The sequence below is a fragment of the Hephaestia mangrovi genome (genome assembly GCF_019880555.1).
GTDB classification, from domain to species: domain Bacteria; phylum Pseudomonadota; class Alphaproteobacteria; order Sphingomonadales; family Sphingomonadaceae; genus Sphingomonas; species Sphingomonas mangrovi.
This window is the reverse complement of sequence record NZ_JAINVU010000001.1, coordinates 356,169-382,588: the sequence shown is the minus strand read 5'-3', so window position 1 is coordinate 382,588 and position 26,420 is coordinate 356,169. Positions and strand designations below refer to the sequence as shown.

Annotated in this window: 21 protein-coding genes; 17 read left to right on the top strand and 4 right to left on the bottom strand. The window is 66.7% G+C overall.

Annotated features, from left to right (window positions below; all coding sequences use genetic code 11):
* The first annotated feature begins 36 nt into the window (after positions 1-36).
* Positions 37-2,916, top strand: a complete 2,880-nt coding sequence (locus tag K7G81_RS01740) for a porin family protein (RefSeq protein WP_223029014.1) — start codon at positions 37-39, stop codon at positions 2,914-2,916.
* Between the two features lie 14 nt (positions 2,917-2,930).
* On the opposite strand, the gene K7G81_RS01735 is transcribed toward K7G81_RS01740, so the two are convergent.
* Positions 2,931-4,136, bottom strand: a complete 1,206-nt coding sequence (locus K7G81_RS01735; RefSeq protein WP_223029013.1) for a sensor histidine kinase — start codon at positions 4,134-4,136, stop codon at positions 2,931-2,933.
* Positions 4,137-4,350: 214 nt separating this feature from the next.
* The gene (locus K7G81_RS01730; protein WP_223029012.1) at positions 4,351-5,595 is read right to left on the bottom strand and encodes a sigma-54-dependent transcriptional regulator; all 1,245 of its coding nucleotides are present in this window, start codon (positions 5,593-5,595) and stop codon (positions 4,351-4,353) included.
* A gap of 126 nt (positions 5,596-5,721) precedes the next feature.
* Between K7G81_RS01730 and K7G81_RS01725 the strand changes: the two genes are divergently transcribed.
* From K7G81_RS01725 to K7G81_RS01710, 4 genes are all read left to right on the top strand, one after another.
* The gene (locus K7G81_RS01725) at positions 5,722-7,011 is read left to right on the top strand and encodes an efflux RND transporter periplasmic adaptor subunit (RefSeq protein ID WP_255586473.1); all 1,290 of its coding nucleotides are present in this window, start codon (positions 5,722-5,724) and stop codon (positions 7,009-7,011) included.
* 13 nt (positions 7,012-7,024) lie between these two features.
* Complete coding sequence (locus K7G81_RS01720; protein ID WP_223029011.1) at positions 7,025-7,705, top strand: ABC transporter ATP-binding protein; 681 nt, start codon at positions 7,025-7,027, stop codon at positions 7,703-7,705.
* A 94-nt stretch (positions 7,706-7,799) separates the two neighbouring features.
* Positions 7,800-10,217 (top strand): ABC transporter permease, encoded by a 2,418-nt coding sequence (locus K7G81_RS01715; RefSeq protein ID WP_223029010.1) that lies wholly within the window; start codon positions 7,800-7,802, stop codon positions 10,215-10,217.
* An 11-nt stretch (positions 10,218-10,228) separates the two neighbouring features.
* Positions 10,229-12,685, top strand: a complete 2,457-nt coding sequence (locus K7G81_RS01710) for an ABC transporter permease (protein WP_223029009.1) — start codon at positions 10,229-10,231, stop codon at positions 12,683-12,685.
* Positions 12,686-12,988: 303 nt separating this feature from the next.
* Here K7G81_RS01710 and galU read toward each other — a convergent pair whose 3' ends face one another.
* Positions 12,989-13,864: a UTP--glucose-1-phosphate uridylyltransferase GalU gene (gene galU, locus K7G81_RS01705; RefSeq protein ID WP_223029008.1), complete on the bottom strand. Its 876-nt coding sequence runs from the start codon at positions 13,862-13,864 to the stop codon at positions 12,989-12,991.
* Positions 13,865-13,986: 122 nt separating this feature from the next.
* On the opposite strand from galU, the gene wecB reads away from it, so the two are divergent.
* From wecB to K7G81_RS01665, 8 genes are all read left to right on the top strand, one after another.
* Positions 13,987-15,123 (top strand): non-hydrolyzing UDP-N-acetylglucosamine 2-epimerase, encoded by a 1,137-nt coding sequence (gene wecB, locus K7G81_RS01700; protein WP_223029007.1) that lies wholly within the window; start codon positions 13,987-13,989, stop codon positions 15,121-15,123.
* Entirely contained in the window at positions 15,107-16,399 is a 1,293-nt protein-coding gene (gene wecC, locus K7G81_RS01695) for a UDP-N-acetyl-D-mannosamine dehydrogenase (protein WP_223029006.1), read from the top strand. Before wecB ends, wecC begins: the two co-directional genes overlap by 17 nt.
* A 127-nt stretch (positions 16,400-16,526) precedes the next feature.
* Complete coding sequence (locus tag K7G81_RS01690; protein ID WP_223029005.1) at positions 16,527-17,315, top strand: metallophosphoesterase family protein; 789 nt, start codon at positions 16,527-16,529, stop codon at positions 17,313-17,315.
* Positions 17,316-17,364: 49 nt separating this feature from the next.
* Entirely contained in the window at positions 17,365-17,805 is a 441-nt protein-coding gene (locus K7G81_RS01685) for a hypothetical protein (protein ID WP_223029004.1), read from the top strand.
* 10 nt (positions 17,806-17,815) lie between these two features.
* Positions 17,816-18,826, top strand: a complete 1,011-nt coding sequence (locus K7G81_RS01680) for an NAD-dependent epimerase/dehydratase family protein (protein ID WP_223029003.1) — start codon at positions 17,816-17,818, stop codon at positions 18,824-18,826.
* 248 nt (positions 18,827-19,074) lie between these two features.
* A complete protein-coding gene (locus K7G81_RS01675; RefSeq protein WP_223029002.1) occupies positions 19,075-19,437 on the top strand; it encodes a hypothetical protein in 363 nt (120 codons plus the stop codon).
* Between the two features lie 568 nt (positions 19,438-20,005).
* On the top strand, positions 20,006-21,925 hold the full coding sequence (locus K7G81_RS01670; RefSeq protein WP_223029001.1) for a ribonucleoside-diphosphate reductase subunit alpha: 1,920 nt from the start codon (positions 20,006-20,008) through the stop codon (positions 21,923-21,925).
* A gap of 81 nt (positions 21,926-22,006) precedes the next feature.
* On the top strand, positions 22,007-24,259 hold the full coding sequence (locus K7G81_RS01665) for a transferrin receptor-like dimerization domain-containing protein (protein WP_223029000.1): 2,253 nt from the start codon (positions 22,007-22,009) through the stop codon (positions 24,257-24,259).
* A 37-nt stretch (positions 24,260-24,296) separates the two neighbouring features.
* Here the strand turns inward: K7G81_RS01665 and K7G81_RS01660 are convergent, their stop codons facing one another.
* On the bottom strand, positions 24,297-24,548 hold the full coding sequence (locus K7G81_RS01660; RefSeq protein WP_223028999.1) for a DUF2171 domain-containing protein: 252 nt from the start codon (positions 24,546-24,548) through the stop codon (positions 24,297-24,299).
* 27 nt (positions 24,549-24,575) lie between these two features.
* Here K7G81_RS01660 and K7G81_RS01655 point away from each other — a divergent pair, with 27 nt between their 5' ends.
* The 4 genes from K7G81_RS01655 to K7G81_RS01640 are packed head-to-tail and all read left to right on the top strand — an operon-like array spanning position 24,576 to position 26,420.
* Positions 24,576-24,890 (top strand): hypothetical protein, encoded by a 315-nt coding sequence (locus K7G81_RS01655; RefSeq protein WP_223028998.1) that lies wholly within the window; start codon positions 24,576-24,578, stop codon positions 24,888-24,890.
* Positions 24,890-25,087 (top strand): hypothetical protein, encoded by a 198-nt coding sequence (locus K7G81_RS01650; protein ID WP_223028997.1) that lies wholly within the window; start codon positions 24,890-24,892, stop codon positions 25,085-25,087. The genes K7G81_RS01655 and K7G81_RS01650 overlap by 1 nt, the downstream gene beginning before the upstream one ends.
* The gene (locus K7G81_RS01645; RefSeq protein ID WP_223028996.1) at positions 25,084-25,350 is read left to right on the top strand and encodes a hypothetical protein; all 267 of its coding nucleotides are present in this window, start codon (positions 25,084-25,086) and stop codon (positions 25,348-25,350) included. Before K7G81_RS01650 ends, K7G81_RS01645 begins: the two co-directional genes overlap by 4 nt.
* Positions 25,351-25,361: 11 nt before the next feature.
* Positions 25,362-26,420 (top strand): ribonucleotide-diphosphate reductase subunit beta, encoded by a 1,059-nt coding sequence (locus K7G81_RS01640; protein WP_223028995.1) that lies wholly within the window; start codon positions 25,362-25,364, stop codon positions 26,418-26,420.

Below are 26,420 nucleotides of genomic sequence, written 5' to 3'. Positions count from 1 at the left end.
GCCGTCGCCGAGTGATTCGGGCGGGAGTAGAAGCGAATGCGGCTGGCGGCGTGGAGTGTGGGCGTGGTGCTGGCGGCATATCCGGCGCTGGCCTGGGCGCAACAGGCGCCGGCCGGGGATGCGCCGGCGCAGCAGGCGGGTAGCGCGGCGACCGACGACGCCACCGATCCTTATGCCGATTCCGCCGACGAGATCGTCGTCACCGGTCGCGCGCCGCCCGGCCAGGTGATCGGCGACGTGAAGCCCGAATTGCAGCTCGGCCCCGCCGACGTCCGCGCCTATGGCGTCGATTCGATCGCCGACCTGATCGACGAGCTCGCGCCGGAAACGCAGAGCGCGCGCGGCACCGGCGCGCCGGCGGTGCTGCTCAACGGCAAGCGCATTTCCAGTTTTCACGAAATCCGCGATCTCCCCACCGAGGCGATCCTGCGCGTCGATATCCTGCCCGAGCAAACCGCGCTCGAATACGGCTTTTCCGCCGATCAGAAGGTCGTCAACATCGTCCTCAGGCGCCATTTCCGGTCGACCGTCGTGACGCTCAACGACAAGCTCGCCACCGAGGGCGGCAGCAACACGCCGCGCGCGCGGCTCGGCCTCGTCAACATCACGCCCGATGGCCGCTTCAATCTCAATTTCGATTACCAGCAGACCTCGAAGCTGCTCGAAAGTGAGCGAAACGTCACCGGCCAGCCGCAAAAGGGCTATTACGATCTCGCCGGGAACATCACCCCCGCGGCGGGCGCGAGCGAGATCGATCCCGCGCTTTCGGCGCTCGCCGGCGCGCCGGTCATCGTCGCCGGCGTCCCCAATGGATCACCGACGCTCGACGATTTCGCGACCACCGCCAACCAGGCCAATGTCACCGATCTCGGCCGCTATCGCACGCTGAAGCCCGCCAGCCGCGAGTTCTCGACCAACGCGGTCTATGCGCGCACGATCTTCGGCAACGTCTCGGCGACCGTCAACGGCCGCATCGATTATACCGACAGCACCGATGATCTCGGCCTGCCCGGCGTCACCCTCACGCTGCCCGCGAGCAATCCCTATTCGCCGTTCGCGAACGATGTGACGCTCAGCCGCTATGTCGATCTCGGCAAGCCGCTCCAGCAATCGGCGCAATCGCTCGCCTCGCATCTCGGCATGACCTTCAACGGCGCCGTCAAGAAGTGGAACTGGTCGGTCACCGGCAATTACGATCGGTCCGAAACCAAGACCTTCACCACCCGCTCGGTCGATGCCGATGCGCTGCAGGCGGCGATCCTTGCCGGCGATCCGAACGTCGATCCGTTCGGCCAGCTCGGCGCGCCGCTGATCCAGCCCGGCCAGACCACGCTTGCCCGCGCCATCTCGAACACCGCCGAGCTCAATACGCTCGTCACCGGCTCGCCGTTCAGCCTGCCGGCGGGCAAGGTCTCGACCAGCTGGCATGTCGGCGTCTCGACCAGCGATTTCGCCAGCCATTCGGTGCGCAACGGCTTGATCCAGAACGGCGATGTCTCGCGTGACGCGGCGGAAGGCCGCGTCAATGTCGATCTGCCGATCGCCAGCCGGCGGCGTGCCGTGTTGAAACCGCTCGGCGACCTGTCGGCCAATGTCAACGTCGCGGTGAACCGGCTTTCCGATTTCGGCACGCTGACGCGGATCGGCTATGGCGTGAACTGGTCGCCGGTCGATCGCGTCAGTGCGCTCGTGTCCTGGACCCGCAAGCAGGACGCGCCGACCGCGCAGCAGCTCGGCAATCCCACCATCATCACGCCCGATCGCCGCGTGTTCGATTATGTCACCGGCGAGACGGTCGACGTCACCCGGATCAGCGGCGGCAATCCGAATCTCGCGGCGGATACCCAGCACGTCTTCGAGGCCGAGCTCAACGTCCAGCCGCTCAGCAAGGCCGATCTGCGGCTGATCGCGACCTATACCGCCAAGCGCACCGACAATCTGATCACCAGCCTGCCCTCGCCGACCGAGGCGATCGAGGCCGCCTTCCCCGATCGCTTCGTCCGCGATGGCGCGGGTGCGCTGGTCTCGATCGACGCGCGCCCGGTCAACTTCGCCGGGGAATCGGAAAAGACGCTGCGCTGGGGCTTCAATTTCACCGCCCCGATCAAATCGCACATCCAGAAGGAATTCGAGGCCTATCGCGAGGGCAAGGGCAGCAATCCGCTGGCCGGGCTGCGCCGCGAATGGCGCCACGGCCGTTCCGATGGGAAGCAGGCCGGGCAATCGGCCGAGAGCAGCGATCACGACGCCCAGGCGGGCAAGGCCGGCGACAACCACCCACCCGAGGGCGGTCATCCGCCCAGCGACAATGGCGGCTCCGGGGGCGCCCCCGATGGCGGCGGCCATCACGGCTTCCACGGCGGTGGCGGGCGCCATGGCGGTTTCGGCAGGTTCGGGGGCGGTGGCAGCGGCAGCGGCCGCATCCAGGTCGCGGTCTATCACACCTGGAAACTCGAAGACACGGTGCTGATCCGCGACGGCCTGCCGCGCCTCGACCTGCTCGATGGCGACACGATCGGCTCAAGCGGCGGCGAGCCGCGCCACCAGATCCAGGGCCAGCTCGGCTATTTCAACAACGGCCTCGGCGCGCAGCTTCGCGTCAACTGGCAGAGCGGCACGCATGTCAATGGCGGCACCGCGGGCGCGACCGAGCCGCTCAGCTTCTCCCCGCTGACGACGCTCAACCTCCGGCTGTTCGCCGATCTCAGCAGCCAGCTCCATTTCGTCGCCAAGCACCCCTGGGCGCGCGGCATGCGGGTGACGCTCTATGTCAACAACCTGCTCGACAGCCGCCAGCACGTCCATGACACCAATGGCGACACGCCGGTCAGCTATCAGCCCGATTATCTCGATCCGCTCGGCCGCACCGTGATGATCAGCATCCGCAAACTGTTCTTCCAGCGCTCGGCGCGTTAGGGTCCAGACCCTAGTCACGCCGCCGCGATCGGCAGCGTCATCACGAACCGCGCGCCCGCCGGCGCCTCGGCCAGCGCGACAATGCCGTGGTGCGCGTGCGCGATCTGGCGGACCAGCGCCAGGCCCACCCCGCTGCCGGCCGGCTTGCTGGTATGGAAGGGCCGGAAGATCGCCTCGCGCTCGGCGGCCGCGACGCCCGGCCCGTTGTCCGTGACGATGAACGCGACGCCCTCGGTCGCCGCCCGGCAACCGAGCGTCACCCGCCCCGCGTCGCCCTCGCCCACTGCCTCGGCGGCGTTCTGCAACAGGGCCCACAAGGCGGCGTGGAGCTGGTCGGCATCGGCGCGCACCGTGCCCGGCGCGCCGTTTTCCTCGCGCACCAGCGTCACGCCCGGCCAGCGCGCCGCGAACATCCGCGCGAGGTCATCGAGCAGCGGCTTCACCGGCACCCGCGTCAGCTCGGGTGGGGGCAATCGCGCGAGATCGCGATAGGCGGTGGTGAACCGCTGCAGCCCCTCCGCCCGCCGCGCCACCGTCTCCACCGCATCGTGCACCGGCGCCAGCCCGGCCTCCTCGCGCTCGGCGAGCATGTCGGCGGCGGTGCGGCCGAGCGAGGCGATCGGCGTCAGCGCGTTCATGATCTCGTGGCTCAGCACCGACAGCAGGTCGCGCAGCGCCCCGGCCTCGGCGGCGCGCAATTCGGCGCCGATATCCACCATCGCCGCGATCCTCAGCCCGGCCCCGCCGGCGGCAAGATCGGCGGTCGCCAGCGCGAAGGTGCGCTGTTCGCCCTGCGTCGTCATCTGCACGCTTGCCGAGCGCCCCGGCGCGGCGAGCGCGATCGCCGCGATCAGGTCGTCGGGCGGATCGGGCACGCGATCCTCGCAGCCGAACAGCCGCCGCGCCGCGCGGTTGACCGCGACCAGCCGCCGCTCGCTGTCGAGCGTCACCAGCGGCGCCGGCGAGAGGTTGAGATAGGCGGTCAGCCGCCGCTGCTCGCGCGCCTGCGCTTCGAGATGCGCGGGCAGCCTCGCTGACGGCACCGGACGCCGGTTCCGCGCCGCGCCGACCAGGATCGCCGCCAGCGTCCACACCGCAAGCAGCACCGCAAGCACGAGGTTCGCCCACAATCCATGCAGCCCCGCGAACATCGCGCCGGCACCGAGCGCGAACAGCAGCGCCGGCCCGGCGAGACGACTGAGGCTGGAGCGGATCGACATTTAGCCGACGGCGAGCCGACAATCGGTGGGAGCCGAATGTCGATCCGCCCTAGTCCCCTGAATCAAGGTCGCATCATGATTGTCGTCATGCTGAACTCGTTTCAGCATCCATGGCGCACCGCCAACCGGCGCGCAGCCTGCTTCAGGCACGTGAGCACCGGCAGCGCAGAAAGCCGCGCCTTGCGGCCCGCCCTGGGCCGAATACCCGCACACCCTAGAGTCCATATTTGGCCATCCGCCGATAAAGCGCGGTCCGCGTCAGCCCCAGCTCGCTCGCCGCGCGCGAGACGTTGAACGCGTGCCGCTTCAGCGCGGCTTCCACCAGCGTCCGCTCGGATCGTTCGAGATTGAGGTCGCCGCCGCTCGCCGTGGCGGTGCCGCCGTCGCTCTCGCCATGGGTGAAATCGGCGATTCCATAAGCATCGCCTTCGCCCAGCAGCACCGCGCGCTCCATCGCCTGGCGCAGCCCGCGCACGTCGTCGCGCCACGGATGCGCCGCGATCCACCCCGCCGCCTCGTCGGTCAGCGGCCGCGCCGCTCGCCCGTGGCGCGCCGCAAACCGGTCGAGGAAATGCCGCGCCAGCACCAGCGCATCGCCCTCGCGCCGCGCCAGCGACGGGATCGCCAGCTCGACGGTGTTGAGCCGGAACAGCAGGTCGGCGTCGATCGCGTCGCGCAGGCTCATGCGGTCGAGCCGGCTCGTCGCGATCGTGCGCACCTCGCCGAGCATCGACGCCAGCACCGGCTGCAGCCGCCCCGCCAGCGCTTCCACATCGTCGATCACCAGCGTGCCGCCGCGCGCCGCCGCGATCGCCGCCGTCACGCCCGCCTCGTCCTCGATCGATCCCGCCGGCAACACCGTCAGCGTCTGCCCGGCCCGCCGCGAGGCATGGTGGATCGCACGCGCCACCAGGCTCTTGCCCGATCCCGCCGGCCCGGTGACGAGCACCGCGGCATCGGTCGGCGCGACGCGCTCGATCATCGCGCGCAGCCGCTCGATCGCGGCATCTTCGCCGAGGATCAGCCGATCGTCGTCGGCCGGCGCTCCCTGCCCCGCCGCCAGCGTCGCGCGCCTCAGCGCCACCGCGCGATCGAGCGCGGCGGCGAGCTTGTCGTTGCTCCACGGCTTGATGACGAAATCGCTCGCGCCCGCGCGCATCGCCTCCACTGCGACGGTGATCCCGCTATGCCCGGTGACGACGATCACCACCGCGTCGCGATCCGCCGCCAGCAGCCGCCGCAGCATCGCGAACCCCTCCTCGCCCGAGGTCCGCCCGCGCGAGAAATTGAGATCGAGCATCACCACGTCGAACGTCCGTTCGGCAAGCCGCGCCCAGGCCTCGTCGGGGCCGGCGGCCGAAACCATCGCCATGCCGTGCCGCTCGGCCAGCAGCCGCGCCGCCTTCTGGATATCGGCATCGTCGTCGACGAACAGGATCGCGGGTGATTCGGTTGACATGGGCCTGCTGGTGTCCGGAAACGGACACTCGCTACAGAAGTGCCATGCCAGTGTAAAACACGACGTAATAACGAACTGTTTTAACTTGATTTCATAACTGCCCGCTGCCGCCATACACTGTCCGGCATGAGTGATACGGGGACGACGGCGCATTCGGGCGCCGGCATGGACAGGAAGATCGAACGGCCGCGAGGCCGCTTCGGCAAGCGCGAGAAGCGCATCGCGATCGGCGTCGGCGCGCTGCTTGCGCTGCTCGCCTTGTGGTGGGCGATTCCCTCGGCCAACTCGCTGTCGGTCGATGCCGATAGTGTGCAGACCGGCAAGGTCGTCCGCGCCCCGTTCCAGGATTACGTGCCGCTACGCGCGGAGGTGGTGCCGCTCCACACCACCTTCGTCGCGGCGATCTCGGGCGGACAGGTCGGGGAGGTGATCGCGGTCGACGGCGCGATGGTCAAGAAAGGCCAGCCGCTCGCCACGCTCGCCAATCCCGATCTCGAGCTCGAGGTCGCCACCAAATCCGCCGACATCGCCGGCCAGCTCGGCAACATCAGCAGCCAGCGCCTGACCATTCAGCGCAACCGCCTCGATACGGCCCAGGAAGTCGCCGACGCGCAGAACGATCTGCTCAAGGCGAGGACCGAGCTGCAGAAGAAGCAGACCCTGTTCGACAAGGGCATCGTCAACAACGCCGCCGTGCAGCCGCTGAAGGACGAGGTCGCCTATCAGCAGAAGCGCGTCGCCGCGCTGACCCAGGGGCGCACCGAGGAATCGGCCACGCTATCGGATCAGCAGGCGCGGATCGGCACCACCGCGGCCGAGCTCAATCAGAGCCTCGCGATGGTCCGCCACAGCCTCGACGCGCTCACCATCCGCGCACCCGCCGACGGCCGGCTGACCGATTTCGATCTCCAGCCCGGCCAGACGCTCAAGCCCGGCGACGATGTCGGCCAGGTCGATTCCGAGGGCCAATGGAAGCTCTCCGCCGATGTCGATCAATTCTATCTCGGGCAAGCCAAGGTCGGCCAGCGCGCCACCGCGACGATCGGCGACCAGGCCGTCAGCCTCCACGTCATCCGCATCCTGCCGCAAGTGACCGACGGCCGCTTCAAGGTCGAGCTCGGCTTCGATTCGGCGCCGCCCGCCGGGCTCAACCGCGGCCAGACGATCGACGTCCGCCTCGTGCTCGGCGCCGATCGCCCGGCGGTGGTCGCGCCCGCCGGCGGCTGGCTCGACGGCGGCGGCTCGGTCGCCTTCGTCGTCGCCGAAAACGGGCGCTCGGCGACGCGGCGCACGATCTCCACCGGCCGCCGCAACCCCGATCAGGTCGAGGTCACCAGCGGCCTGCAGCCGGGCGAGACGATCGTCACCTCGCCGATCGCCGCCGACGTCAAATACGATCATCTCATCATTCATTGAGGAAGGCCTTCACATGATCCATCTCGAGCGCATCAGCCGCCTGTTCCGCTCCGACGAGGTCGAAACCACCGCGCTGACCGACATCGATCTCACCGTGGAGGCCGGCGAGTTCGTCGCCATCATGGGCCCGTCGGGCTGCGGCAAATCGACCCTGCTCAACATCCTCGGCACGATCGACCGCCCGACCGACGGCCGCTACCTGTTCGAGGGCGACGACGTCGCCAAGGAGCCCGAGCCCGAACTCGCCAGGCTGCGTCGCGATCGGCTCGGCTTCGTGTTCCAGTCGTTCAACCTGATCGACGAGCTGACCATCGGCGAGAATGTCGCGCTCGGTCTCGCTTATCGCAACATGCCGTCGAAGGAGAAGCGCGAGCGTGTCGACGCCGCGATGGACCGCGTGGGCATCGCGCACCGCCGCAACCATCACCCGCACCAGCTGTCGGGTGGCCAGCAGCAGCGCGCCGCGATCGCCCGCGCCATCGTCGGCAGTCCCAAGCTGATCCTCGCCGACGAGCCGACCGGTAATCTCGACACCGAAAACGGCGCGCAGGTGATGGAAATCCTCACCGAATTGAACGCCGAGGGGGCGACGATCATCATGGTCACGCACTCGCCTGCACACGCCGACATCGCCAAGCGCACCGTCCACATGCTCGACGGCCGCATCCTCACCTCGGCGCGGCGGGCCGCATGAAACTGCGCGACGCCTTGCTGACGATCGTACTGGTAATGATCGCCATCCTGCTCTGGCGCCACCTCGCCGCCGACCGTTCGGGTAAGCGCGCGTGATGGCGGGCTCGGCGCTCCTCACCCTCTACCGCTCGCTGACGCGGCACCGGCTTTACGCGATCCTCAACATCGGCGGGCTCGCCTTGGGGCTGGCGGTGTTCCTCGTGCTGTTCCTCTATGTGCGATACGAGCATGATTACGATCGCATGCTGCCCGGCGCCGATCGTATCTGGACGATCAACTCGGCCTACGACATTCCCGGCTTCCCTGCGGTGAACATTTCCACCCCGCAGGCCATGCTGGGCCAGCTCCAGGCGGATTTTCGCGGCCTGGAGGGCGCGCGGCTTACGATGATCGACGACGCGACCGTGAAGAACGGCAACGCGCTGACCTCCGGGATCGTCGCCGAGGTGGATCCCGCCTATTTCGATTTCTTCCCTTTCCCGGCCGTCGCCGGCGATCCGCGCGCGGCGCTCGCGCGGCCCGATGGTGCGGTCATCACCCAGGGGTTGGCGACGCGCCTGCTCGGCGAAGGCCCGGCGCTGGGCAAGACGATCACGCTGATCTTCGGTGGCGCCGCGCACGATTATCAGGTCGCAGCCGTGCTGAAACCGATGCCGGGCAACATGACCTATGCCAGCCCTATCTACGTGCCGATGCCGGCAGCCGCCGATACCGCCGGCACGCCCAGCCCCTATACCACCTTGTTCCTGCGCTTCGCCGATGCAGCCGCGGCCCATGGCTTCGAACAGCATTTGCCCGCCTTCGTCGATCGCCACCCGCCGGACGGCTTTAGCTCCGATTCCAAGAAGCCGTCGGATTTCCTGAAGCTCACCCTGCTGCCGCTTGCCGCGGTTCACCTGATCGAGCCGCGTGACCGCGCGGTGGTGGCGACGCTCGGCCTCGTCGGCCTGCTCGTGCTGCTGATCGCGATCGTCAATTACGTGAACCTCGCCACCGCGCGGGCCGGGCTGCGGGCGCGCGAAGTGGCGTTGCGCAAGGTGCTGGGCGGCACGCGCGCGTCGCTGGTCGCGCAATTTCTTGTCGAGGCGATCGCCACTGTCGCGCTCGCCGCACTGATCGCCCTTGCCATCGCCGAACTGGCGCTGCCGTTCGTCAACACGATCGGCGGCATCTCGCTGTCGATCGACTATCTCGGCGGCCACTCGATCCTGATCCCGCTCGCGGTGATGATCCTGCTCGTCGGTGGCATGGCCGGGCTCTATCCGGCGGCCGTGCTGTCGCATTTCCGGCCAGCCTCCGTGCTCGCCTCGGCGCGCAGCCCGAGCGGCGGCAAGGCGGGCGCGCGGCTGCGGCAGGCGCTCGTGGTGCTGCAGTTCGCCATCGCCATCGCCTTCATGATCGGCACCGGTGTGCTGGTCGCGCAGACCGCGCACATGCGCGACGCCGATCTCGGCTTCCGCCGCGACGGGTTGATCGCGGTGAGCAGTTTCTCCGCCGACGGGCTTGACGGGGCGCAGCGCGCCGAGCTCGTCCATGCCTTCGCGGGCGTGCCGGGCGTCGCCGATATCGGCCTGTCGCGCCAGACGCCGGGCGACGGCAGCATCAATATCCTGAGCTACCAGAATAACGACCACAAGATCACCGTGCAGCAGGTGCAAACCGGCCCCGGCTTCTTCCAGACGTTCGGCGCCCACCTGCTCGCGGGGCGCTTGTTCGACGCGCGCCATGCCGGAGACGATGCCTTCGGCGTCACCCCCGACGATCTCGCCAAGCACCCGCGCAACATCGTCATCAACGCCACGGCGGCAAAGGCGCTCGGCTTCGCCCGTCCCGCGGACGCGATCGGCAAGGACGCCCCGTTCACTCAGAGTGTCCATCCGCTGATCATCGGCGTCATCGCCGACATGCGCTTCGCCTCGCCGCGCGAGCCGATCCAGCCGACCGTCTATCAATATGATTCGCGCGCAACCGACAACATGATCGCCACGGTGCGGACCGCGCCGGCGGATGTCCCCGCCGTCACCCGGCGGCTGGCCGCGGTCTGGCGCCGGATCGTGCCCGAGGTCGCCTTCCAGAGCATCACCATCAACCAGCAGCTCTACCGGCAATTCTACCAGAACGATGCTCAGCGCAGCCGCCTGTTCACCATCGGCGCGGTGCTCGCGGTGCTAATCGGTTGCATCGGCCTCTACGGCCTCGCCTCGTTCGATACTGCGCGTCGCATCAAAGAAATCGGCATCCGCAAGACGCTCGGCGCCTCGACGCGCGATATCATGCGCCTCCTGATCGGCCAGTTCCTCCGCCCCGTCATTCTCGCCAACCTGATCGCCTGGCCGATCGCCTGGTTCGCAATGCGTAAATGGCTCTCTGCCTTCGACGATCGCATCGCGCTGTCGCCGCTCTACTTCCTCGCCGCCACCCTCATCGCCGTCGCGATCGCGGCGGCCACCGTGTTCGGCCAGGCCTGGCGCGTCGCCCGCGCCGAGCCCGCCCGCGCCCTTCGTTACGAATAGGACCAGCCCCCATGTCTTCGACGCTGCTGACGCTCTATCGCTCGCTCACCCGGCACAAGCTCTACGCCCTGCTCTCGATCGGCGGGCTGGCGCTCGGCATCGCGGTGTTCCTCGTGCTGTTCCTCTACGTCCAGTTCGAGCGCAGCTACGACAAGGTGCTGCCGGGCCATGACAAGATCTGGGCGGTCAGCAACACCTGGCACCTGCCCGGTGCGCCGGAAACGCCGTATTTCTCGACGATGGGAGCACTGCTCGACCAGCTCAAGGGCGATTTCCCGCAGGTCAACGGCACGCGCTTCTGGACGTTCAGCGGCGCCACTGTCGTGCGCGGACCCAACGCCACCAACGAGATGATGGCGCTGGTCGATCCCAATTATTTCGACCTGTTCCCGTTTTCGACGATCGCCGGCGATCCCAAGGCGGCGCTCAGGGATCCGACCTCGGTGGTGATCACCAAGAAGATGGCGACCAAATATTTCGGTGCCTCGGATGCGATCGGCCAGCCGATGACGATCGTGCTCGACGGCAAGTCGTTCGCTTATCATGTCGGCGCGGTGATCGAGGATAGGCCGAAAAACATGTCCTACACCGCCGACCTGATCGCGCCGCTGGTGCCGGCGCGGCTGGATGCGGCCGACACGCGCTACTTCAGTCACTGGGGCAGTTCGCAGCTGCAGACCTTCCTCAGCTTCGACAATGCCGCCGAGCCCAAGGCGCTGGAAGCGCAGATGCCGTCGTTCATCGATCGCCACGGCGTCACCGATCAGGGGCCCGATCTGCACAAGATGCTGTCGATCGGCTTCACCCCGCTCGGTGACGTCCACCTGTTCGATCCGGCCGACAAGGCGGTGGTGGCGACGCTCGGCATCGTCGGCGCGCTCACGCTGCTGATCGCGATCGTCAACTATATCAACCTTGCCACCGCGCGCGCGGGCCTGCGCGCCCGCGAAGTGGCGATCCGCAAGGTGATGGGCGGCTCGCGCCGCGCGCTCGTCCGCCAGTTCGTCGGAGAGGCGATCGCGACCGTCGCGCTCGCCGCGCTGATCGGGCTGGCGCTGGCCGAGGTGGCGCTGCCGCTGGTCAACAGCACCGGCGGCACCTCGCTCGCGATCGATTACTGGGGCGGCCATTCGATCCTGCCGCCGCTCGTCATCCTGGTCGTCGTCGTCGGCCTGCTCGCGGGCGCCTATCCCGCGCTCATGCTGTCGCATTATCGCCCCGCCACCGTGCTCGCCTCATCGCGCAGCCCCGGCGGCGGCCGCGCCGGATCGCGGCTGCGCCAGACGCTGGTGGTACTGCAATTCGCCATCGCCATCGCGTTCATGATCGGCACCGGCGTGCTGGTCGCGCAGACCCAGCATCTGCGCAACGCCAATCTCGGCTTCCAGCGCGAGGGCATGGTCGTCGTCCCGTCATTCGGCGATGGCTCGCTCGACGAAGCGCAACGGCGCGAGTTGCTGACCGCCTTCGCCGCGCTGCCCGGCGTCACTGGCGTTACCCACGCGATGGACGCGCCTGGCGACGATTCGGTCACCAACGCCAACAACATGCATCGCCCCGGCGATAAGGGGTCGCCGCCGTCGATCGTCACTGTCGACGTCGGTCCGCAATTCTTCCAGGTCTATGCCGCGCGATTGCTCGCCGGCCGCTTCCTCGATCCGTCGCACGCGCTCGACGATTTCACTGACGTTCCCGAGGCCGCGCTGCAGCGAACCGCCTACAATGTCGTCATCAACCAGGCCGCCGCAGCAAGGCTTGGCTTTGCCAGCGCGCAGGACGCGATCGGCAAGATCGTGATCCAGGGACGCGAGCGCGGCGGCGATGGCGATCCAGTGCGCGTCGTCGGCGTCATCGACGATGTCCGTTTCCATTCGCCGCACGAGCCGGTGCGCCCGACCATGTATTATTTCTACCGCCACGACAGCTGGCCGCAGATCGCCGCGATCCGCTTTGCCGGTACCAACGCCCAGACGCTGACGGCCCAACTCCAACGTACCTGGAAGCAAATCGCGCCGGCGGTGCCGTTCAAGTCGCAGACGGTCGATCAGAAACTTTATGACAATTACTACAAGCCCGATGATCAACGCAGCCATCTGTTCACGATCGGCGCGGTGCTGGCGGTGTTGATCGGCTGCATCGGTCTCTACGGCCTCGCCTCGTTCGATACCGCGCGGCGGGTGAAGGAGATCGGCATCAGGAAGACGCTGGGCGCCTCCACCGGCGACGTGCTCAAGCTGCTGATCGGGCAGTTCCTCAAGCCCGTGCTGATCGCCAACCTGATCGCCTGGCCGCTCGCCTATTTCGCGATGCGCAAATGGCTGTCGGGCTTCGACGATCGCATCGCGCTGTCGCCGCTGTTCTTCCTCGCCGCGACGCTGATCGCGCTCGCCATCGCCTGTGCCACCGTATTCAGCCAGGCCTGGCGCGTCGCCCGCGCCGAACCCGCCCGCGCGCTCAGATACGAATGATGGCCGTTCCGGTCGCTCTGACGCGGTGGAATCGACGTCTCGTCGTTTAAAGCGCGTCACCCTGAACTCGTTTCAGGGTCCATGGGGCTCCATCGCCGTCAGCGACCGGTTGGCGTTGCGCCATGGATGCTGAAACGAGTTCAGCATGACGACCGATATGCGGCGAACGTCAGATTCAGGTGACCCCACCCCGTTCGCCCTGAGCCCGTCGAAGGGCGACTGCCCGCAAGCGAAGCACTGACGGCGCCGCGCCCACCGCCCGCCTCAGCAGGCAACGATCGCAACCGCACCCCTGCCCCCGCTTCAGCCTTTCGCGAACAGCGCCTCGCCCGCCGCGCGCAACTTGTCGGCGATCTCGGGATGCTCGAGCGCCAGCGCCATGTTGGCGTGGATATAGCCCGCCTTGTCGCCGCAATCGTAGCGTTTGCCGGCGAAGGTGAAGGCGTGGAACGGCTGCTTGCCGATCATCTGCGCCATCGCGTCGGTCAGCTGGATCTCGCCACCCGCGCCCTTGCCCTGCGTCTCCAGGATGCGCATCACCTCGGGCTGCAAAATGTAGCGGCCCGGGATCATGATGTTGGACGGCGCCGTGCCCGCCTTGGGCTTCTCGACCAGCCCCTTGACCTCCACCAGCGCGCCATCGCGCGCGCCGGGATCGATGATGCCGTATTTGTCGGTCTCGCTGTCGGGCACTTCCAGCCCGCACACCACGTTGCCGCCGACCTTCTCATAGGCCTCGACCATCGCCTTCATGCAGCCCGGCTTGCCGATCATCAGCTCGTCGGCGAGGAAGATCGCGAACGGCTCGTCGCCCACGATGTCGCGCGCGCACCACACCGCGTGGCCCAGCCCCAGCGGCTCCTGCTGCCGCACATAAGCGACCGCGCCGGGCTTCAGCCGCGTCTGGCTCAGCACTTCGAGCGACTTGCCGCGCTCCTTCATCGTCGTCTCGAGTTCGAAAGCGATGTCGAAATGGTCCTCGATCGAGCTCTTGTTGCGCCCGGTGACGAAGATCAGCTGCTCGATGCCCGCCTCGATCGCCTCGTCGACCGCGTACTGGATCAGCGGCCGGTCGACCACCGGCAGCATCTCCTTGGGCGTCGCCTTGGTGGCGGGCAGAAACCGGGTGCCGAGCCCCGCCACGGGAAACACGGCCTTGCGCAGCGTCTTGATCGTCATCGAGATTCTTTCCTCATTGAACAGGCTCCCCCGGCCTGGGCGCGGGCCTAGCAAATCGCTTGAGCCCCGGCCACAGTTCCAGATTAGGCTCACCTTAAGAGGAGGTCGCTACGTCGAACGCCATGACCAGCGATACGCGCACCGTGATGGTGATCTTCGGCACCCGGCCCGAGGCGATCAAGCTGTTTCCCGTGGTCCGCGCGCTCGCCGACACGCCCGGCGTCCGCGTGCGGACCTGTGTGACGGCGCAGCACCGCGGCCTGCTCGATCAGGTGCTGGAGATCGCCGGCCTCGCACCCGACATCGATCTCGACCTGATGGAGCCCGGCCAGTCGCTCGATCGCCTCACCGCGCGGCTGTTGACCGGAATCGGCGACACGCTCGACAGCGAAAAGCCCGATCGCGTCATCGTTCAGGGCGACACTGCCACCGCGATGGCCGGCGCGCTTGCCGCTTATTACCGCCGCATCCCCGTCTCCCATGTCGAGGCCGGCCTGCGCTCGGGCGATATCTACGCGCCCTGGCCCGAGGAGGTGAACCGCCGCATCGTCGCGCCGATCGCCGACCAGCATTTCGCCCCCACCGATACCGCCGCCGAGGCCCTGCTGCGCGAAAACATCGCGCCCACGACGATCCACGTCACCGGCAACACCGTGATCGACGCGCTGCACTGGACCGCCGCGCGGATCGACGCCGATCCGTCGCTTGCCGCCGGGCTCGATTCCGTAGCAGCCCGCTTTGCCGACAAGCGCCTGATCCTCGTCACCACTCACCGCCGAGAGAATTTCGGCGGCGGCATGGCCAGCATCGCCCGCGCGCTCGCCCGCATCGCCGCGCGCGACGACGTCGCCATCCTGTTCCCGATGCACCCGAACCCGAACGTCGTCTCGGTGATGGACGAAATCCTCGGCCATCATCCCAATATCGCGCGCATCGACCCGCTCGATTATCCGCATTTCATCCGCGCGCTCGGCCTCGCGCACATCGTCCTCACCGATTCGGGCGGCGTGCAGGAGGAAGCGCCCGCGCTCGGCAAGCCCGTGCTCGTCATGCGCGACACCACCGAGCGTCCCGAAGGCGTCGCCGCGGGCACCGCGAAGCTGATCGGCAGCGACGAAAACCGCATCGTTTCCGAAATCTTCACCCTCCTCGACGACAAGCAGACCTGGACCGCCATGGCCCGCGCCCACAATCCGTTCGGCGACGGTCATGCGGCGGCACGGATTGCGGGGATCGTCGCCAATGGTTTCGAACACTGATCTGAATGTCGCGGTTCTCGGCCTCGGCTATATCGGCCTGCCCACCGCCGCGGTGATCGCGCGCACCGGGGTCAAGGTGCTCGGGATCGACGTTTCCGATCATGTCGTCGAGACGGTCAATTCGGGCAAGGTCCATATCGAGGAAGTCGATCTCGACGGTCTCGTCTCGGGCGTCGTCGCGCGCGGCAACCTGCGCGCTTCAACCGAAATCCAGCCCGCTGACGTGTTCGTCATCGCCGTCCCCACCCCGTTCGCCGAGGATCATCGCCCCAATGTCGGCTATGTTCTCAAGGCAGCGACCACGATCGCCGCGGTGCTCAAGCCGGGCGACACCGTGATCCTCGAATCGACCTCGCCGGTCGGCACCACCGAACAGGTCCGCGACCTCCTCGCCGAGCTGCGCCCCGACCTCAAGCTCCCCGGCCGCAGTAGCGAAACCGCCGATGTCGCGATCGCTTATTGCCCCGAGCGCGTGCTCCCCGGCCGCATCCTCGTCGAGCTGATCGATAACGATCGCGTGATCGGCGGCATCACCCCGCGCTGCGCCCGCAAGGCCTTGTCCTTCTATCGCCGTTTCGTCCGCGGCGCCTGCGTCACCACCTCGTGCCGCGCGGCGGAAATGACCAAGCTCACCGAAAACGCCTTCCGTGACGTCAATATCGCCTTCGCCAACGAGCTGAGCCTCGTCGCCGACACGATGGGCGTCGACGTCTGGGAAGTGATCCGCCTCGCCAACCGCCACCCGCGCGTCAACATCCTCTCGCCCGGCCCCGGCGTCGGCGGGCATTGCATCGCGGTCGATCCCTGGTTCCTGGTCAGCGCCGCGCCCGATCAGACGCCGCTGATCCGCACCGCCCGCCAGGTCAATGACGGCAAGGTCGCCCATACGATCGCCCAGGCTACCGCGCTCATCGACGCGCATCCCGGCGTGCCGGTCGCCTGCATGGGCCTCGCTTTCAAGGCCAATATCGACGATTTCCGCGAAAGCCCCGCGCTCAAGGTCGCCGAAGCCCTCACCGCCCGCTTCGGCGCGCGCATCCGCATCGTCGAGCCTTATGCCGACGCGCTCCCGCCCAGCCTCGCCGCCGCCACGCTGATCGATCTCGACGACGCGATCGAAAGCTGCGGCATTATGATCGTGCTGGTCGATCACGAGCTGTTCAAGTCGGTCCCGCTCGACGAGCGCGCCGACAAGGTGGTCTACGACACCCGCGGCATCTGGCCGGACCAGCCCGTCGCCATGCCGCGCGCGCACCCCGTCCGCCTCGCCGGTTGAACCGCCGCGCGCGCTATGGCATGGCGCCCCGCTCGACGGCGGTCGGGCATCCATTGGGCGTGCCCGATCGGCGATTGCCCGCTTTTTCCGTGCCGGATCACGGCAATGTGTATAGAATCCTCGATCGATGCTGGGACTTTTCCGCAAACGCCAGAATAGCGAGCCGATCACGCGCGCCGTCCCCGAAGGGCAGCGCGTCTATGCGATCGGCGATATCCACGGCTGCCTCGGCCTGCTCGACGATCTGGTCGGGCAGATCGAGGCGGACGACCGCGCCCGCGGCACCGCGCAGACGCAGCTCGTCTTCCTCGGCGATCTCGTCGATCGCGGCCCCGATTCGGCGGGCGTGGTCGATCGGCTGATCGGGCTTGCCGAGGCGCGCGGCAACGTCCGCTTCATCCTCGGCAATCACGAGGAGATCTTCCTCCGCTCGCTCGCCGGCGACATGGAATCGCTGCGCCTGTTCGTGCGGATCGGCGGCCGCGAGACGATCCTGAGCTACGGCGTCTCCGAGCATGATTTCGAACGCACCGATTATACCGAGCTGCTCGCGCTGCTGCAGGCGCACGTCCCGCAACGCCACATCGCTTTCCTCGAAGCGTTCGAGGACCGGATCGAGATCGGCGATTACGTCTTCGTCCATGCCGGTCTGCGCCCCGGCGTGCCGATCGAGGACCAGAAGCGCGCCGACATGCGCTGGATCCGCTCGAGCTTCCTCGACAGCGACGCCGAGTTCGGCAAGCTGGTCGTCCACGGCCACAGCATCAGCGACGGCGTGATCGAGCGGCCTAACCGCATCGGCCTCGATACCGGCGCTTTCGCCACCGGCCGGCTGAGCGCGATCGGCCTCGAAGGCACCGATCGCTGGTTCCTCTCGGCCGAAGCCGGGCGGGCCGCCCCGGCGGCGCTGGTCTGATCCCCGCCCCCGCCCCTTTGGCACCGCACGGCATCGCCGGAGACCGGGCATGAACCGCGTGCTGGAGACGTTCAACTGGACGGTCGCCAAGATGGATCTCGGCACAATCACCGGCTTGCCCGACGATGCGCTGCACGCGCTTTCGGGCATGCTGGTGCTGACGATCGCCGCCTATCTGCTGCGGCGGCCGCCATGGACGTGGCAGCCGTGGCTTACCGTCGTCGTCGCCGAGACGATCAACGAGGCCTATGATCTCACCCAGACGGTGTTCCCCACCGACGAGGGCAATCTGCGCGCCTCGCTGCACGATTTCTGGCTCACCGTCACCTGGCCGACGCTGATCCTGCTGCTCTGGCCGCGCTTCGTCGGGCTGGAACACGACGCCGGCCCGCTCGCGCCGCTGCGCCGGCTGTGGCATTCGCGCGAGTTCCTGACCGGCTTCGCGGTCGCCACGCTGATCGGGCTCTGTGCCGCGGTCTATCTGTGGTAGAAGCGCGCGTATGACTGCATCCGGCGACGCGATTCTCGTCACGGGCGCCGCCGGATTCATCGGCGCGGCCCTGTCGCGCGCCTTGCTGGAGCGCGGCGAGCGCGTCATCGGCATCGACAATTTCAACGATTATTACGATCCCGCGCTCAAGCACGCCCGCGTCGCCACGCTCGATCGCTTCGGCGATGCCTTCACCTTGCTCCCGGTCGATTTCGGCGACACCGCCGCGCTCGACGCCGCGCTCGAGCCGCATCGCTTCGGCCGCATCGCGCATCTCGGCGCGCAAGCCGGGGTGCGCTATTCGCTGATCAACCCGCACGCCTACGCGCATTCGAACCTCGCCGGCCACCTCAACCTGCTCGAGCTCGCGCGGCATCGCGGCGTCCGCCACATGGTCTATGCCTCGTCCTCCTCGGTCTATGGCGGCAACGACAGCTTCCCGTTCCGCGTCGAGGATCGCGTCGATCACCCCGTCTCGCTCTATGCCGCGACCAAGAAGTCGAACGAGCTGATGAGCGAGGCCTATGCCCATCTCTACCGCATCCCGCTCACCGGCCTGCGCTTCTTCACCGTCTACGGCCCCTGGGGCCGGCCGGACATGGCGGCATGGATCTTCGCCTCGAAAATCCTCGCCGGCGAGCCGATCCCGGTGTTCAATCATGGCGAGATGCGCCGCGATTTCACCTATATCGACGACATCATCGCCGGTGTCGTCGCCGCGCTCGACCATCCTCCCGCCGATGACGGCGAGGCCAAGGCCGGCGGCAGCACCCAGCCGCACGCGCTCTACAATATCGGCAACAACCGCTCCGAACAGCTCGGCCACCTGATCGACGTGATCGAGGCGGCGTGCGGCCGCAAGGCGGTGCGCGATTACCAGCCGATCCAGCCCGGCGACGTCGTCGCCACCGCCGCGGACATCAGCGCGATCGAGCGTGATCTCGGCTTCCGGCCGACCACCTCGATCGATCACGGCATCCCCGCCTTCGTCGACTGGTATCGCGGCTATAACGGGCGGTGACCGGCACCTGTCCTCCCCTCCCTTTCAAGGGAGGGGTCGGGGGTGGGTGCGAGCGAAGCGAGCTTCGACGCTGGAGCACGCAAAACCGAGGCATCGAGCCTCGGCTTTGCTGCCCCCCTTGATCCCCTCCCTTGAAAGGGAGGGGAGATCGAATGGCAATGGCGCCACGCGATAACCGCCATTGCCAGCGGTGATTTCCGCGAGCAAACAGAGCTATGGATGAAAGCGAAGGTCGAGGCGAGCTAACGATGCGCGTCATCGCAGCGCACGCCTTTGGGCTTTCCATCGCCGGTATAGCCGACACAATTGGAACGACTGCTGGTTTCAACATCGGCGGCGCTTGGCTCGGTCTCTGGTTGGGCGGCGTGCTTTCTATACCTTGGATGCTCATCCTTGGTGCAATTATCTGGTTCCGGGGCAGGGTAATCGAGGATCACCCCTTTCTATTTGCCGTCCTCGGACCGCCATTGGTGATCGGATCTTGGGCCTTGTTAGGAGAAACTTTTATCCGAGAGGTCGCGATCTCGTCTGTTTCGTCGAGCCTATTCTATCTAGCGCTTTTCTATGGGATGCGTTTGCTGACCGCAGCTCGGCAGAAGCGCTTTCGATAAGCAGCGCTATCTCTGCTTTTGCTCTTGGCAATCTGAAAAGCCGACCGTCGCCTAACCAGCAATTTCCAAAAGCCAATCTCCCCTCCTCACCCCGACCTTGAGCCGGGGCCCCACTTTCTTGAAAACCGGCGACAGCAAGTGCCCAGCCGGATCAACACCGCCGCAGCCCACCAACCCGATCATAACCGGAAATATTTTTTTGTTCCGGCTTTGTCCGCTTGCATTTCGTGAACCCCGCACAACTCCACGCGTCGCTGCGCCGCACCGTTTCGTCGCTGCCATGAACCGACTCATATCAGCGACGAACCGAGTCCCTTAACTGTCATTTACGGTCTTGCGCGCCTCGCCGGATTGGCACAATCTATTGTGGTCAGGGCAGGGGGCCGACCCAATCGCTGGTAGAACAGCGGCTGCGATCCTATATTCGCGGCAAGGGTTTCTGCGCCTTTTCGCCGGCACGGGCGGGCGAAAATCTTTCCCCGCCGGGTGGGTCCGGGTGTAGCATGGGGGTTCGCCTCCGATTCGAACGGACCGTGAACGTAGAGCATTGCGTGCGAGGGAGGTACACATGGATTTCAGAGACTCACAGGAGAGCCCGAACGACATGGCTACCGATGCGATCGAGGCCGCTGCTGCCGAGGCCGTCGCCACCGTTGCGAAAGCAGCGGCGAGCGATCAGCCCAAGCGCGAGACGCCCGCGCCCTACCCGCTCGATGTCGATCACGGCCGCGATGACCTGCTGACCGATTTCGGCAAGGAAACGCTCAAGGATCGCTACCTGCTGCCGGGCGAATCGTTCCAGGATCTGTTCGTCCGCGTCGCGTCGGCCTACGCCGACGATCAGGCGCACGCGCAGCGGCTCTACGATTATATCTCGCGGCTGTGGTTCATGCCCGCGACTCCCGTGCTGTCGAACGGCGGCACCGGGCGCGGCCTGCCGATCTCGTGCTTCCTCAACTCGGTGCCCGACAGCCTCGACGGCATCGTCGACACCTGGAACGAGAATGTCTGGCTCGCCTCGCGCGGCGGCGGCATCGGCACTTATTGGGGCAATGTCCGCGGCATCGGCGAGCCGGTCGGCCTCAACGGCAAGACCAGCGGCATCATCCCGTTCGTCCGCGTGATGGATTCGCTCACGCTGGCGATCAGCCAGGGGTCGCTGCGGCGCGGCTCGGCGGCCTGCTATCTCGATATCTCGCACCCGGAAATCGAGGAATTCCTCGAAATCAGAAAGCCTTCCGGCGATTTCAACAGAAAGGCTCTCAACCTCCACCACGGCGTCCTCATTCCCGATGCCTTCATGGAAGCTGTCCGCGACGGCGCCGAATGGGAGCTGAAGAGCCCCAAGGACGGTTCGATCCGCGGCACCGTCGATGCCCGCGCGTTGTTTCAGAAACTGGTCGAGACCCGCCTTGCAACCGGCGAGCCTTACATCATTTTCGCCGATCATGTGAACAAGGCGATGCCCAAGCATCACCGCGACGTCGGCCTCAAGGTCTCGACCTCGAACCTGTGCTCGGAAATCACGCTGCCGACCGGCAAGGATCACCTCGGCAACGATCGCACCGCGGTCTGCTGCCTCTCGTCGCTCAACCTCGAGACCTGGGATCAGTGGAAGGACGAGAAGGGCTTCATCGAGGACGTCATGCGCTTCCTCGACAACGTGCTGCAGGATTATATCGACCGCGCCGAACCCGGCATGGCGCGCGCGGCTTATTCGGCGATGCGCGAACGCTCGGTGGGCCTCGGCGTGATGGGCTTCCACTCGTTCCTGCAAGCCCGCGGCCTGCCGTTCGAAGGCGCCATGGCCAAAAGCTGGAACATGCGCATCTTCAAGCACATCCGCGCGCAAGTTGACGAAGCGTCGATGCACCTCGCCACCGAGCGCGGCCCCTGCCCCGACGCCGCCGATCAGGGCGTGATGGAGCGCTTTTCGTGCAAGATGGCGATCGCGCCGACCGCGTCGATCTCGATCATCTGCGGCGGCACCTCGGCGTGCATCGAGCCGATCCCGGCCAATATCTATACCCACAAGACCTTGTCGGGCTCGACGGTGGTCAAGAACCGCTATCTCGAGAAGATCCTGATCGAGAAATCGAAGAATTCGGACGCGGTGTGGAATTCGATCCTCGAAAAGGGCGGCTCGGTCCAGCATCTCGATTTCCTCAGTCAGGAGGAGAAGGACAGCTTCAAGACCAGCTTCGAGATCGATCAGCGCTGGCTGCTCGAACTCGCCGGCGATCGCGCGCCGTTCATCGATCAGGCGCAGAGCCTCAATCTGTTCATCCCGGCCGATGTCGAGAAATGGGATTTGCTGATGCTCCATTTCCGCGCCTGGGAGCTCGGCATCAAATCGCTTTATTACCTGCGCTCGAAATCGATCCAGCGCGCCGGCTTCGCGGGCGGCGTGGAAGCCGACAACACGTCGGAACTGGCCAAGTACGAGCTGCCGTCGACCGATTATGACGAGTGCCTGGCCTGCCAGTAACCGGCACCGGATCGGCGCGGCGGGGGCCGCTACCCTGTCGTGGCGAGCGGGCCTCGGAGCGCACCAACAGGGGAGAAGACAATGATGGTGGCACGTATTCTGGCCGGCAGCGCGGCGATCGCCCTGATCGCCGCGACGATCCCCGCCAATGCCGCCGCGGCCGCCGATGGAGAGCAGGCGCGCGAGGCGGCGTTCGATGGCATGATCAGCTCGGCCGACCAGATGGCCTGGCTCAAGGATATGTCGTCGGCCCCCAACCAGGTCGGCTCGCCGCATGACAAGGCCAATGCCGAGATGCAGCTCCGCCTGTTCCGGCAATGGGGCTGGGATGCGCATATCGAGACGTTCAACGTCCTCTACCCGACGCCTATTTCGACCACGGTCGAGATGATCGCGCCCGATCGCGTCACGCTCGGCGGGCAGGAGCCGGCGGTGCCCGGCGACACCACCTCGGGCAACACCGCGGGCGCGATCCCGCCTTATGTCGCCTATCAGGGCGATGGCGACGTCACCGCGCCGGTGGTCTACGTCAATTACGGCATGCCGGAGGATTATGACGCGCTCGCTCGCCGCGGCATCAGCGTCAAGGGCAAGATCGTGCTGGCGCGCTACGGCGGCGGCTGGCGCGGCCTCAAGCCCAAGCTGGCGCAGGAGCATGGCGCCGCGGGCTGCCTGATCTATTCCGATCCGGCCGATGACGGCTATGCCACCGGCGATTCCTATCCCGCCGGCGGCGCCCGGCCGGCCGACGGCGTCCAGCGCGGCTCGGTCGAGGATATGACGACCTATCCCGGCGATCCGCTGACCCCCGGCATCGGCGCCACCGCCGACGCCAAACGGCTGACGCGCGCGCAGTCGAAAGTGATCCTCAAGATTCCCGCGCTGCCGATTTCCTATGCCGATGCCGCGAAGATCATCGCCGCGCTGAAGGGGCCGGTAGTCACCGGCAAGCAGCGCGGCGCGCTCGGCATGGCCTATCACTGGGGCGGCACCGGCGCGGTGACGGTGCATCTCGCGGTCAAGTCCGATTGGTCGCTCAAGCCCGTCTACGACGTCATCGCGATGATGAAGGGCTCGACCTTCCCCGATCAATGGGTGATCCGCGGCAATCATCATGACGGCTGGGTGTTCGGCGCGGCCGATCCGCTGACCGGCCAGGTCGCGCTGATGGACGAGGCCAAGGCGCTGGGGGCGCTCGCCAGGCAGGGCTGGCGGCCGAAGCGGACGATCGTCTACGCCAGTTGGGACGGCGAGGAGCCCGGCCTGCTCGGCTCGACAGAATGGGCCGAGGAACATGCCGACGAGCTCAAGCAGAAGGCCGTCGTCTACATCAACACCGATAACAACGGCCGCGGCTATCTCTTCGCCGAGGCGAGCCACGACCTCCAGCATTTCATCGAGAATGCCGCGCGCGACGTCACCGATCCGCAGACCGGCGTCTCGGTGTTCGAGCGCAACCGTGCCCGCGTCCTGACCGCGCATTATGAGGATCCGGGCAGCGTCACCCCCGCGCTCGCCGCGGCGGCGAAGGGCGGCGGCGACCTCCTGGTCGGCCCGCTCGGCTCGGGATCGGACTATTCGGCGTTCCTCCAGCATCTCGGCATCGCTTCGATCAACCTCGGCTTCGGCGGCCAGGATTATGCCGGCGGCTCGTATCACTCGGTCTATGACAGCTATTACCACGTCACCCATTTCGATGATCCGGGGCTGGTCTACGGCGCTGCCTTGTCGAAGGTGGTCGGCCGGCTGGTGATGCGCGCCGCCGATGCCGATCGCGTGCCCGCGCGCTATTCGGATTTCGCCACCACCATCGCGCGCTATGTCGACGAGGTGAACACGCTCGCCACCGATCAGCGCGCCAAGGATCGCACCCTCAAGCAGCTTGCCGCCGACGGCGATTTCAAGCTCACCTCGGACCCGAGCGACCCCACCACCGCGCCCGAGGTCAAGCCGGTCACCCCGCTGATCGACACGCTCGCGCTCGAGGATGCGTCGGATCGCCTGACGCGCTCGGCCGCCGCCGCCGATGCGATGCTGTCCGATGAAGACGCGCTGCCCCCGGCGGTGCAGGCGAAGATCAACGCCGATCTCGCCGGCATCGATCAACTGCTGCTCGATCCCGACGGCCTGCCCGGCCGGCCGTGGTACCGGAACATGATCTACGCGCCGGGCACGCTGACCGGCTATGGCGCCAAGACGCTGCCCGGCGTGCGCGAGGCGATCGAGCAGCGCCGCTTCGACGACGCGCGCGCCTATGTCGCCAAGACCGCCGCCGTGCTCAACGCTTATGCCGATCGCCTCGATGCCGCGGTCGCGCTGGCCAAGGGCGGCTGACGTGCGCGCCCCCGGCCCTGATCCGCGTCGAGCGGGCCTATTCGGCCTCTTCGAACATGTCCTGCGCGTTCTGCGCGGTGGCCGACAACCGCACCGTGTCGCCCTCCACCTCGGCGACCAGCCCGGCCGGGATCCAGTGATGTTTCGCGCCCTCGCCGCCCGGCCCCTGCGGGCTGTCGGCCTTGGTCAGCTTGATGCGGTCGCCGTCCATATGGTCGACGGTGCCGAGATGCACGCCGTCGGCGCCGATCACCTTCATATGTTCCTTGATGTTGCTCGTATCGGCCATGCTGGTCCTCCTTGGTTGGGTTCGCAGATGAAACGACTTGCCCGCCGCTTGGTTGCGCTGTCCCCGCTGACCGCGCTCGCCGCCTGCGCGCATCAGGTATCGAGCGCCGTCGCCCACACCCCCGACACGCCGGGCTTCCTGCTCGGCCTGTGGCACGGCTTCATCTTCCCGGTCGCCTGGCTGCTCAGCCTGTTCATGCCCGACGTCGCGATCTACGCGGTGCCCAACAATGGCGGCTGGTACGATTTCGGCTATTTCCTCGGCATCATGGTGTTCGGCGTCGGCGCGCATCGCGGCGGCACCAAGGTCGTCACCAAGACCGTCTACCGGGATCGCCGGTGATGAAGACCACCACGCTCGCCCTGTTCGACGTGCCCGCCCTGGCGGCCGCCGCGATCGGCCTTACATTGGTGTTTCGCGTGCCGCCTGGCGCCGACGAGCCCGCGATCTACCGCCGCCGCATCCTTGGCGCGATGCTGTTCGGCGCGGCCCTGTTCGTCGGCGGCTTCGCGACCGCCTGGTGGGCGACAGGACAATGACCGTCGATGCGCTCTCCTGGCTCATCCTGATCGGCGCCGGCCTGTTCATGGCGTTCGGCACCCGCCACTGGATCGCGCGTTCCCAGCAACGGCACGCGCGCAAATTGGCCGATCGCCTCGCGCGCGGCTCCGATGCCTATTTCGACGAACTGCGATCGCTGCAGACCTACAAACCGCCATCCCGAATATGGCTCGTCCGCGCGCTCGGCATAGCGCTGGCTGCTTTTTCCGCCCTCAACCTCTATCTTGATATCAAATCGTAAGGACCAACCCCATGTCCCTCACCGAAGCCCGCAAGACCTACAAGCCGTTCGAATATCCCTGGGCCTATGATTTCTGGAAGCGCCAGCAGCAGATCCACTGGATGCCCGAGGAAGTGCCGCTGGGCGAGGATTGCCGCGACTGGGCGCAGAAGCTCACCCCGCACGAGCGCAACCTGCTGACGCAGATCTTCCGTTTCTTCACCCAGGCCGATGTCGAGGTGCAGGATTGCTACCACGAGAAATACGGCCGCGTGTTCAAGCCGACCGAGATCAAGATGATGCTCGCCGCCTTCTCCAACATGGAGACGGTGCACATCGCCGCCTACAGCCACCTGCTCGATACGATCGGCATGCCCGAGAGCGAATACGGCGCCTTCCTCGAATATGCCGAGATGAAGGACAAGCACGATTACCTGCAGAAGTTCGGCGTCGACACCGATGAGGACATCGCCAAGACGCTCGCGATGTTCGGCGGCTTCACCGAGGGCCTGCAGCTCTTCGCCAGCTTCGCGATGCTGATGAACTTCCCGCGCTTCAACAAGATGAAGGGCATGGGCCAGATCGTCAGCTGGTCGGTCCGCGACGAGAGCCTGCACTGCGAGGGCATCATCCGCCTGTTCCACGCTTTCACCAAGGAGCGCGACTGCCTGACCAAGTCGGTCAAGGACGACATCCTCGATCAGTGCCAGACGACCGTCCGGCTGGAGGACGCGTTCATCGATCTCGCCTTCGAGATGGGCCCCGTCCCCGGCATGACGCCCAAGGAGATCAAGAAGTATATCCGCTACATCGCCGACTGGCGGCTGGGCCAGCTCGGCCTCAAGCCGATGTTCATGATCGACGAGCACCCGCTGCCCTGGCTCGCGCCGCTGCTCAACGGCGTCGAGCACGCCAACTTCTTCGAACAGCGCGCGACGGAATATTCGAAGGCCGCGACCCGCGGCAACTGGAACGAGGTGTGGGACAGCTTCGACAAGCGCCAGAAGGCGAAGGGCGCGGGTGCTGCCGCCAACGAGGAAGAGGATGGCGACGGGGATATGTTCTCGAAGGCAGGGATTGCGGCGGAGTGA

Excerpts from the sequence above, each read along its gene's own strand:
- K7G81_RS01640 (WP_223028995.1), top strand. The coding sequence starts at position 25,362 with ATGTCCCTCACCGAAGCCCGCAAGACCTACAAGCCGTTCGAATATCCC.
- wecC (WP_223029006.1), top strand. The coding sequence starts at position 15,107 with ATGGTTTCGAACACTGATCTGAATGTCGCGGTTCTCGGCCTCGGCTAT.
- K7G81_RS01660 (WP_223028999.1), bottom strand. The coding sequence starts at position 24,548 with ATGGCCGATACGAGCAACATCAAGGAACATATGAAGGTGATCGGCGCC.
- K7G81_RS01690 (WP_223029005.1), top strand. The coding sequence starts at position 16,527 with ATGCTGGGACTTTTCCGCAAACGCCAGAATAGCGAGCCGATCACGCGC.
- K7G81_RS01670 (WP_223029001.1), top strand. The coding sequence starts at position 20,006 with ATGGATTTCAGAGACTCACAGGAGAGCCCGAACGACATGGCTACCGAT.
- K7G81_RS01715 (WP_223029010.1), top strand. The coding sequence starts at position 7,800 with ATGGCGGGCTCGGCGCTCCTCACCCTCTACCGCTCGCTGACGCGGCAC.
- K7G81_RS01725 (WP_255586473.1), top strand. The coding sequence starts at position 5,722 with ATGAGTGATACGGGGACGACGGCGCATTCGGGCGCCGGCATGGACAGG.
- wecB (WP_223029007.1), top strand. The coding sequence starts at position 13,987 with ATGACCAGCGATACGCGCACCGTGATGGTGATCTTCGGCACCCGGCCC.
- K7G81_RS01645 (WP_223028996.1), top strand. The coding sequence starts at position 25,084 with ATGACCGTCGATGCGCTCTCCTGGCTCATCCTGATCGGCGCCGGCCTG.
- K7G81_RS01655 (WP_223028998.1), top strand. The coding sequence starts at position 24,576 with ATGAAACGACTTGCCCGCCGCTTGGTTGCGCTGTCCCCGCTGACCGCG.
- K7G81_RS01720 (WP_223029011.1), top strand. The coding sequence starts at position 7,025 with ATGATCCATCTCGAGCGCATCAGCCGCCTGTTCCGCTCCGACGAGGTC.
- K7G81_RS01650 (WP_223028997.1), top strand. The coding sequence starts at position 24,890 with ATGAAGACCACCACGCTCGCCCTGTTCGACGTGCCCGCCCTGGCGGCC.
- K7G81_RS01730 (WP_223029012.1), bottom strand. The coding sequence starts at position 5,595 with ATGTCAACCGAATCACCCGCGATCCTGTTCGTCGACGACGATGCCGAT.
- K7G81_RS01680 (WP_223029003.1), top strand. The coding sequence starts at position 17,816 with ATGACTGCATCCGGCGACGCGATTCTCGTCACGGGCGCCGCCGGATTC.
- K7G81_RS01740 (WP_223029014.1), top strand. The coding sequence starts at position 37 with ATGCGGCTGGCGGCGTGGAGTGTGGGCGTGGTGCTGGCGGCATATCCG.
- K7G81_RS01735 (WP_223029013.1), bottom strand. The coding sequence starts at position 4,136 with ATGTCGATCCGCTCCAGCCTCAGTCGTCTCGCCGGGCCGGCGCTGCTG.
- K7G81_RS01710 (WP_223029009.1), top strand. The coding sequence starts at position 10,229 with ATGTCTTCGACGCTGCTGACGCTCTATCGCTCGCTCACCCGGCACAAG.
- K7G81_RS01685 (WP_223029004.1), top strand. The coding sequence starts at position 17,365 with ATGAACCGCGTGCTGGAGACGTTCAACTGGACGGTCGCCAAGATGGAT.
- K7G81_RS01675 (WP_223029002.1), top strand. The coding sequence starts at position 19,075 with ATGCGCGTCATCGCAGCGCACGCCTTTGGGCTTTCCATCGCCGGTATA.
- K7G81_RS01665 (WP_223029000.1), top strand. The coding sequence starts at position 22,007 with ATGATGGTGGCACGTATTCTGGCCGGCAGCGCGGCGATCGCCCTGATC.
- galU (WP_223029008.1), bottom strand. The coding sequence starts at position 13,864 with ATGACGATCAAGACGCTGCGCAAGGCCGTGTTTCCCGTGGCGGGGCTC.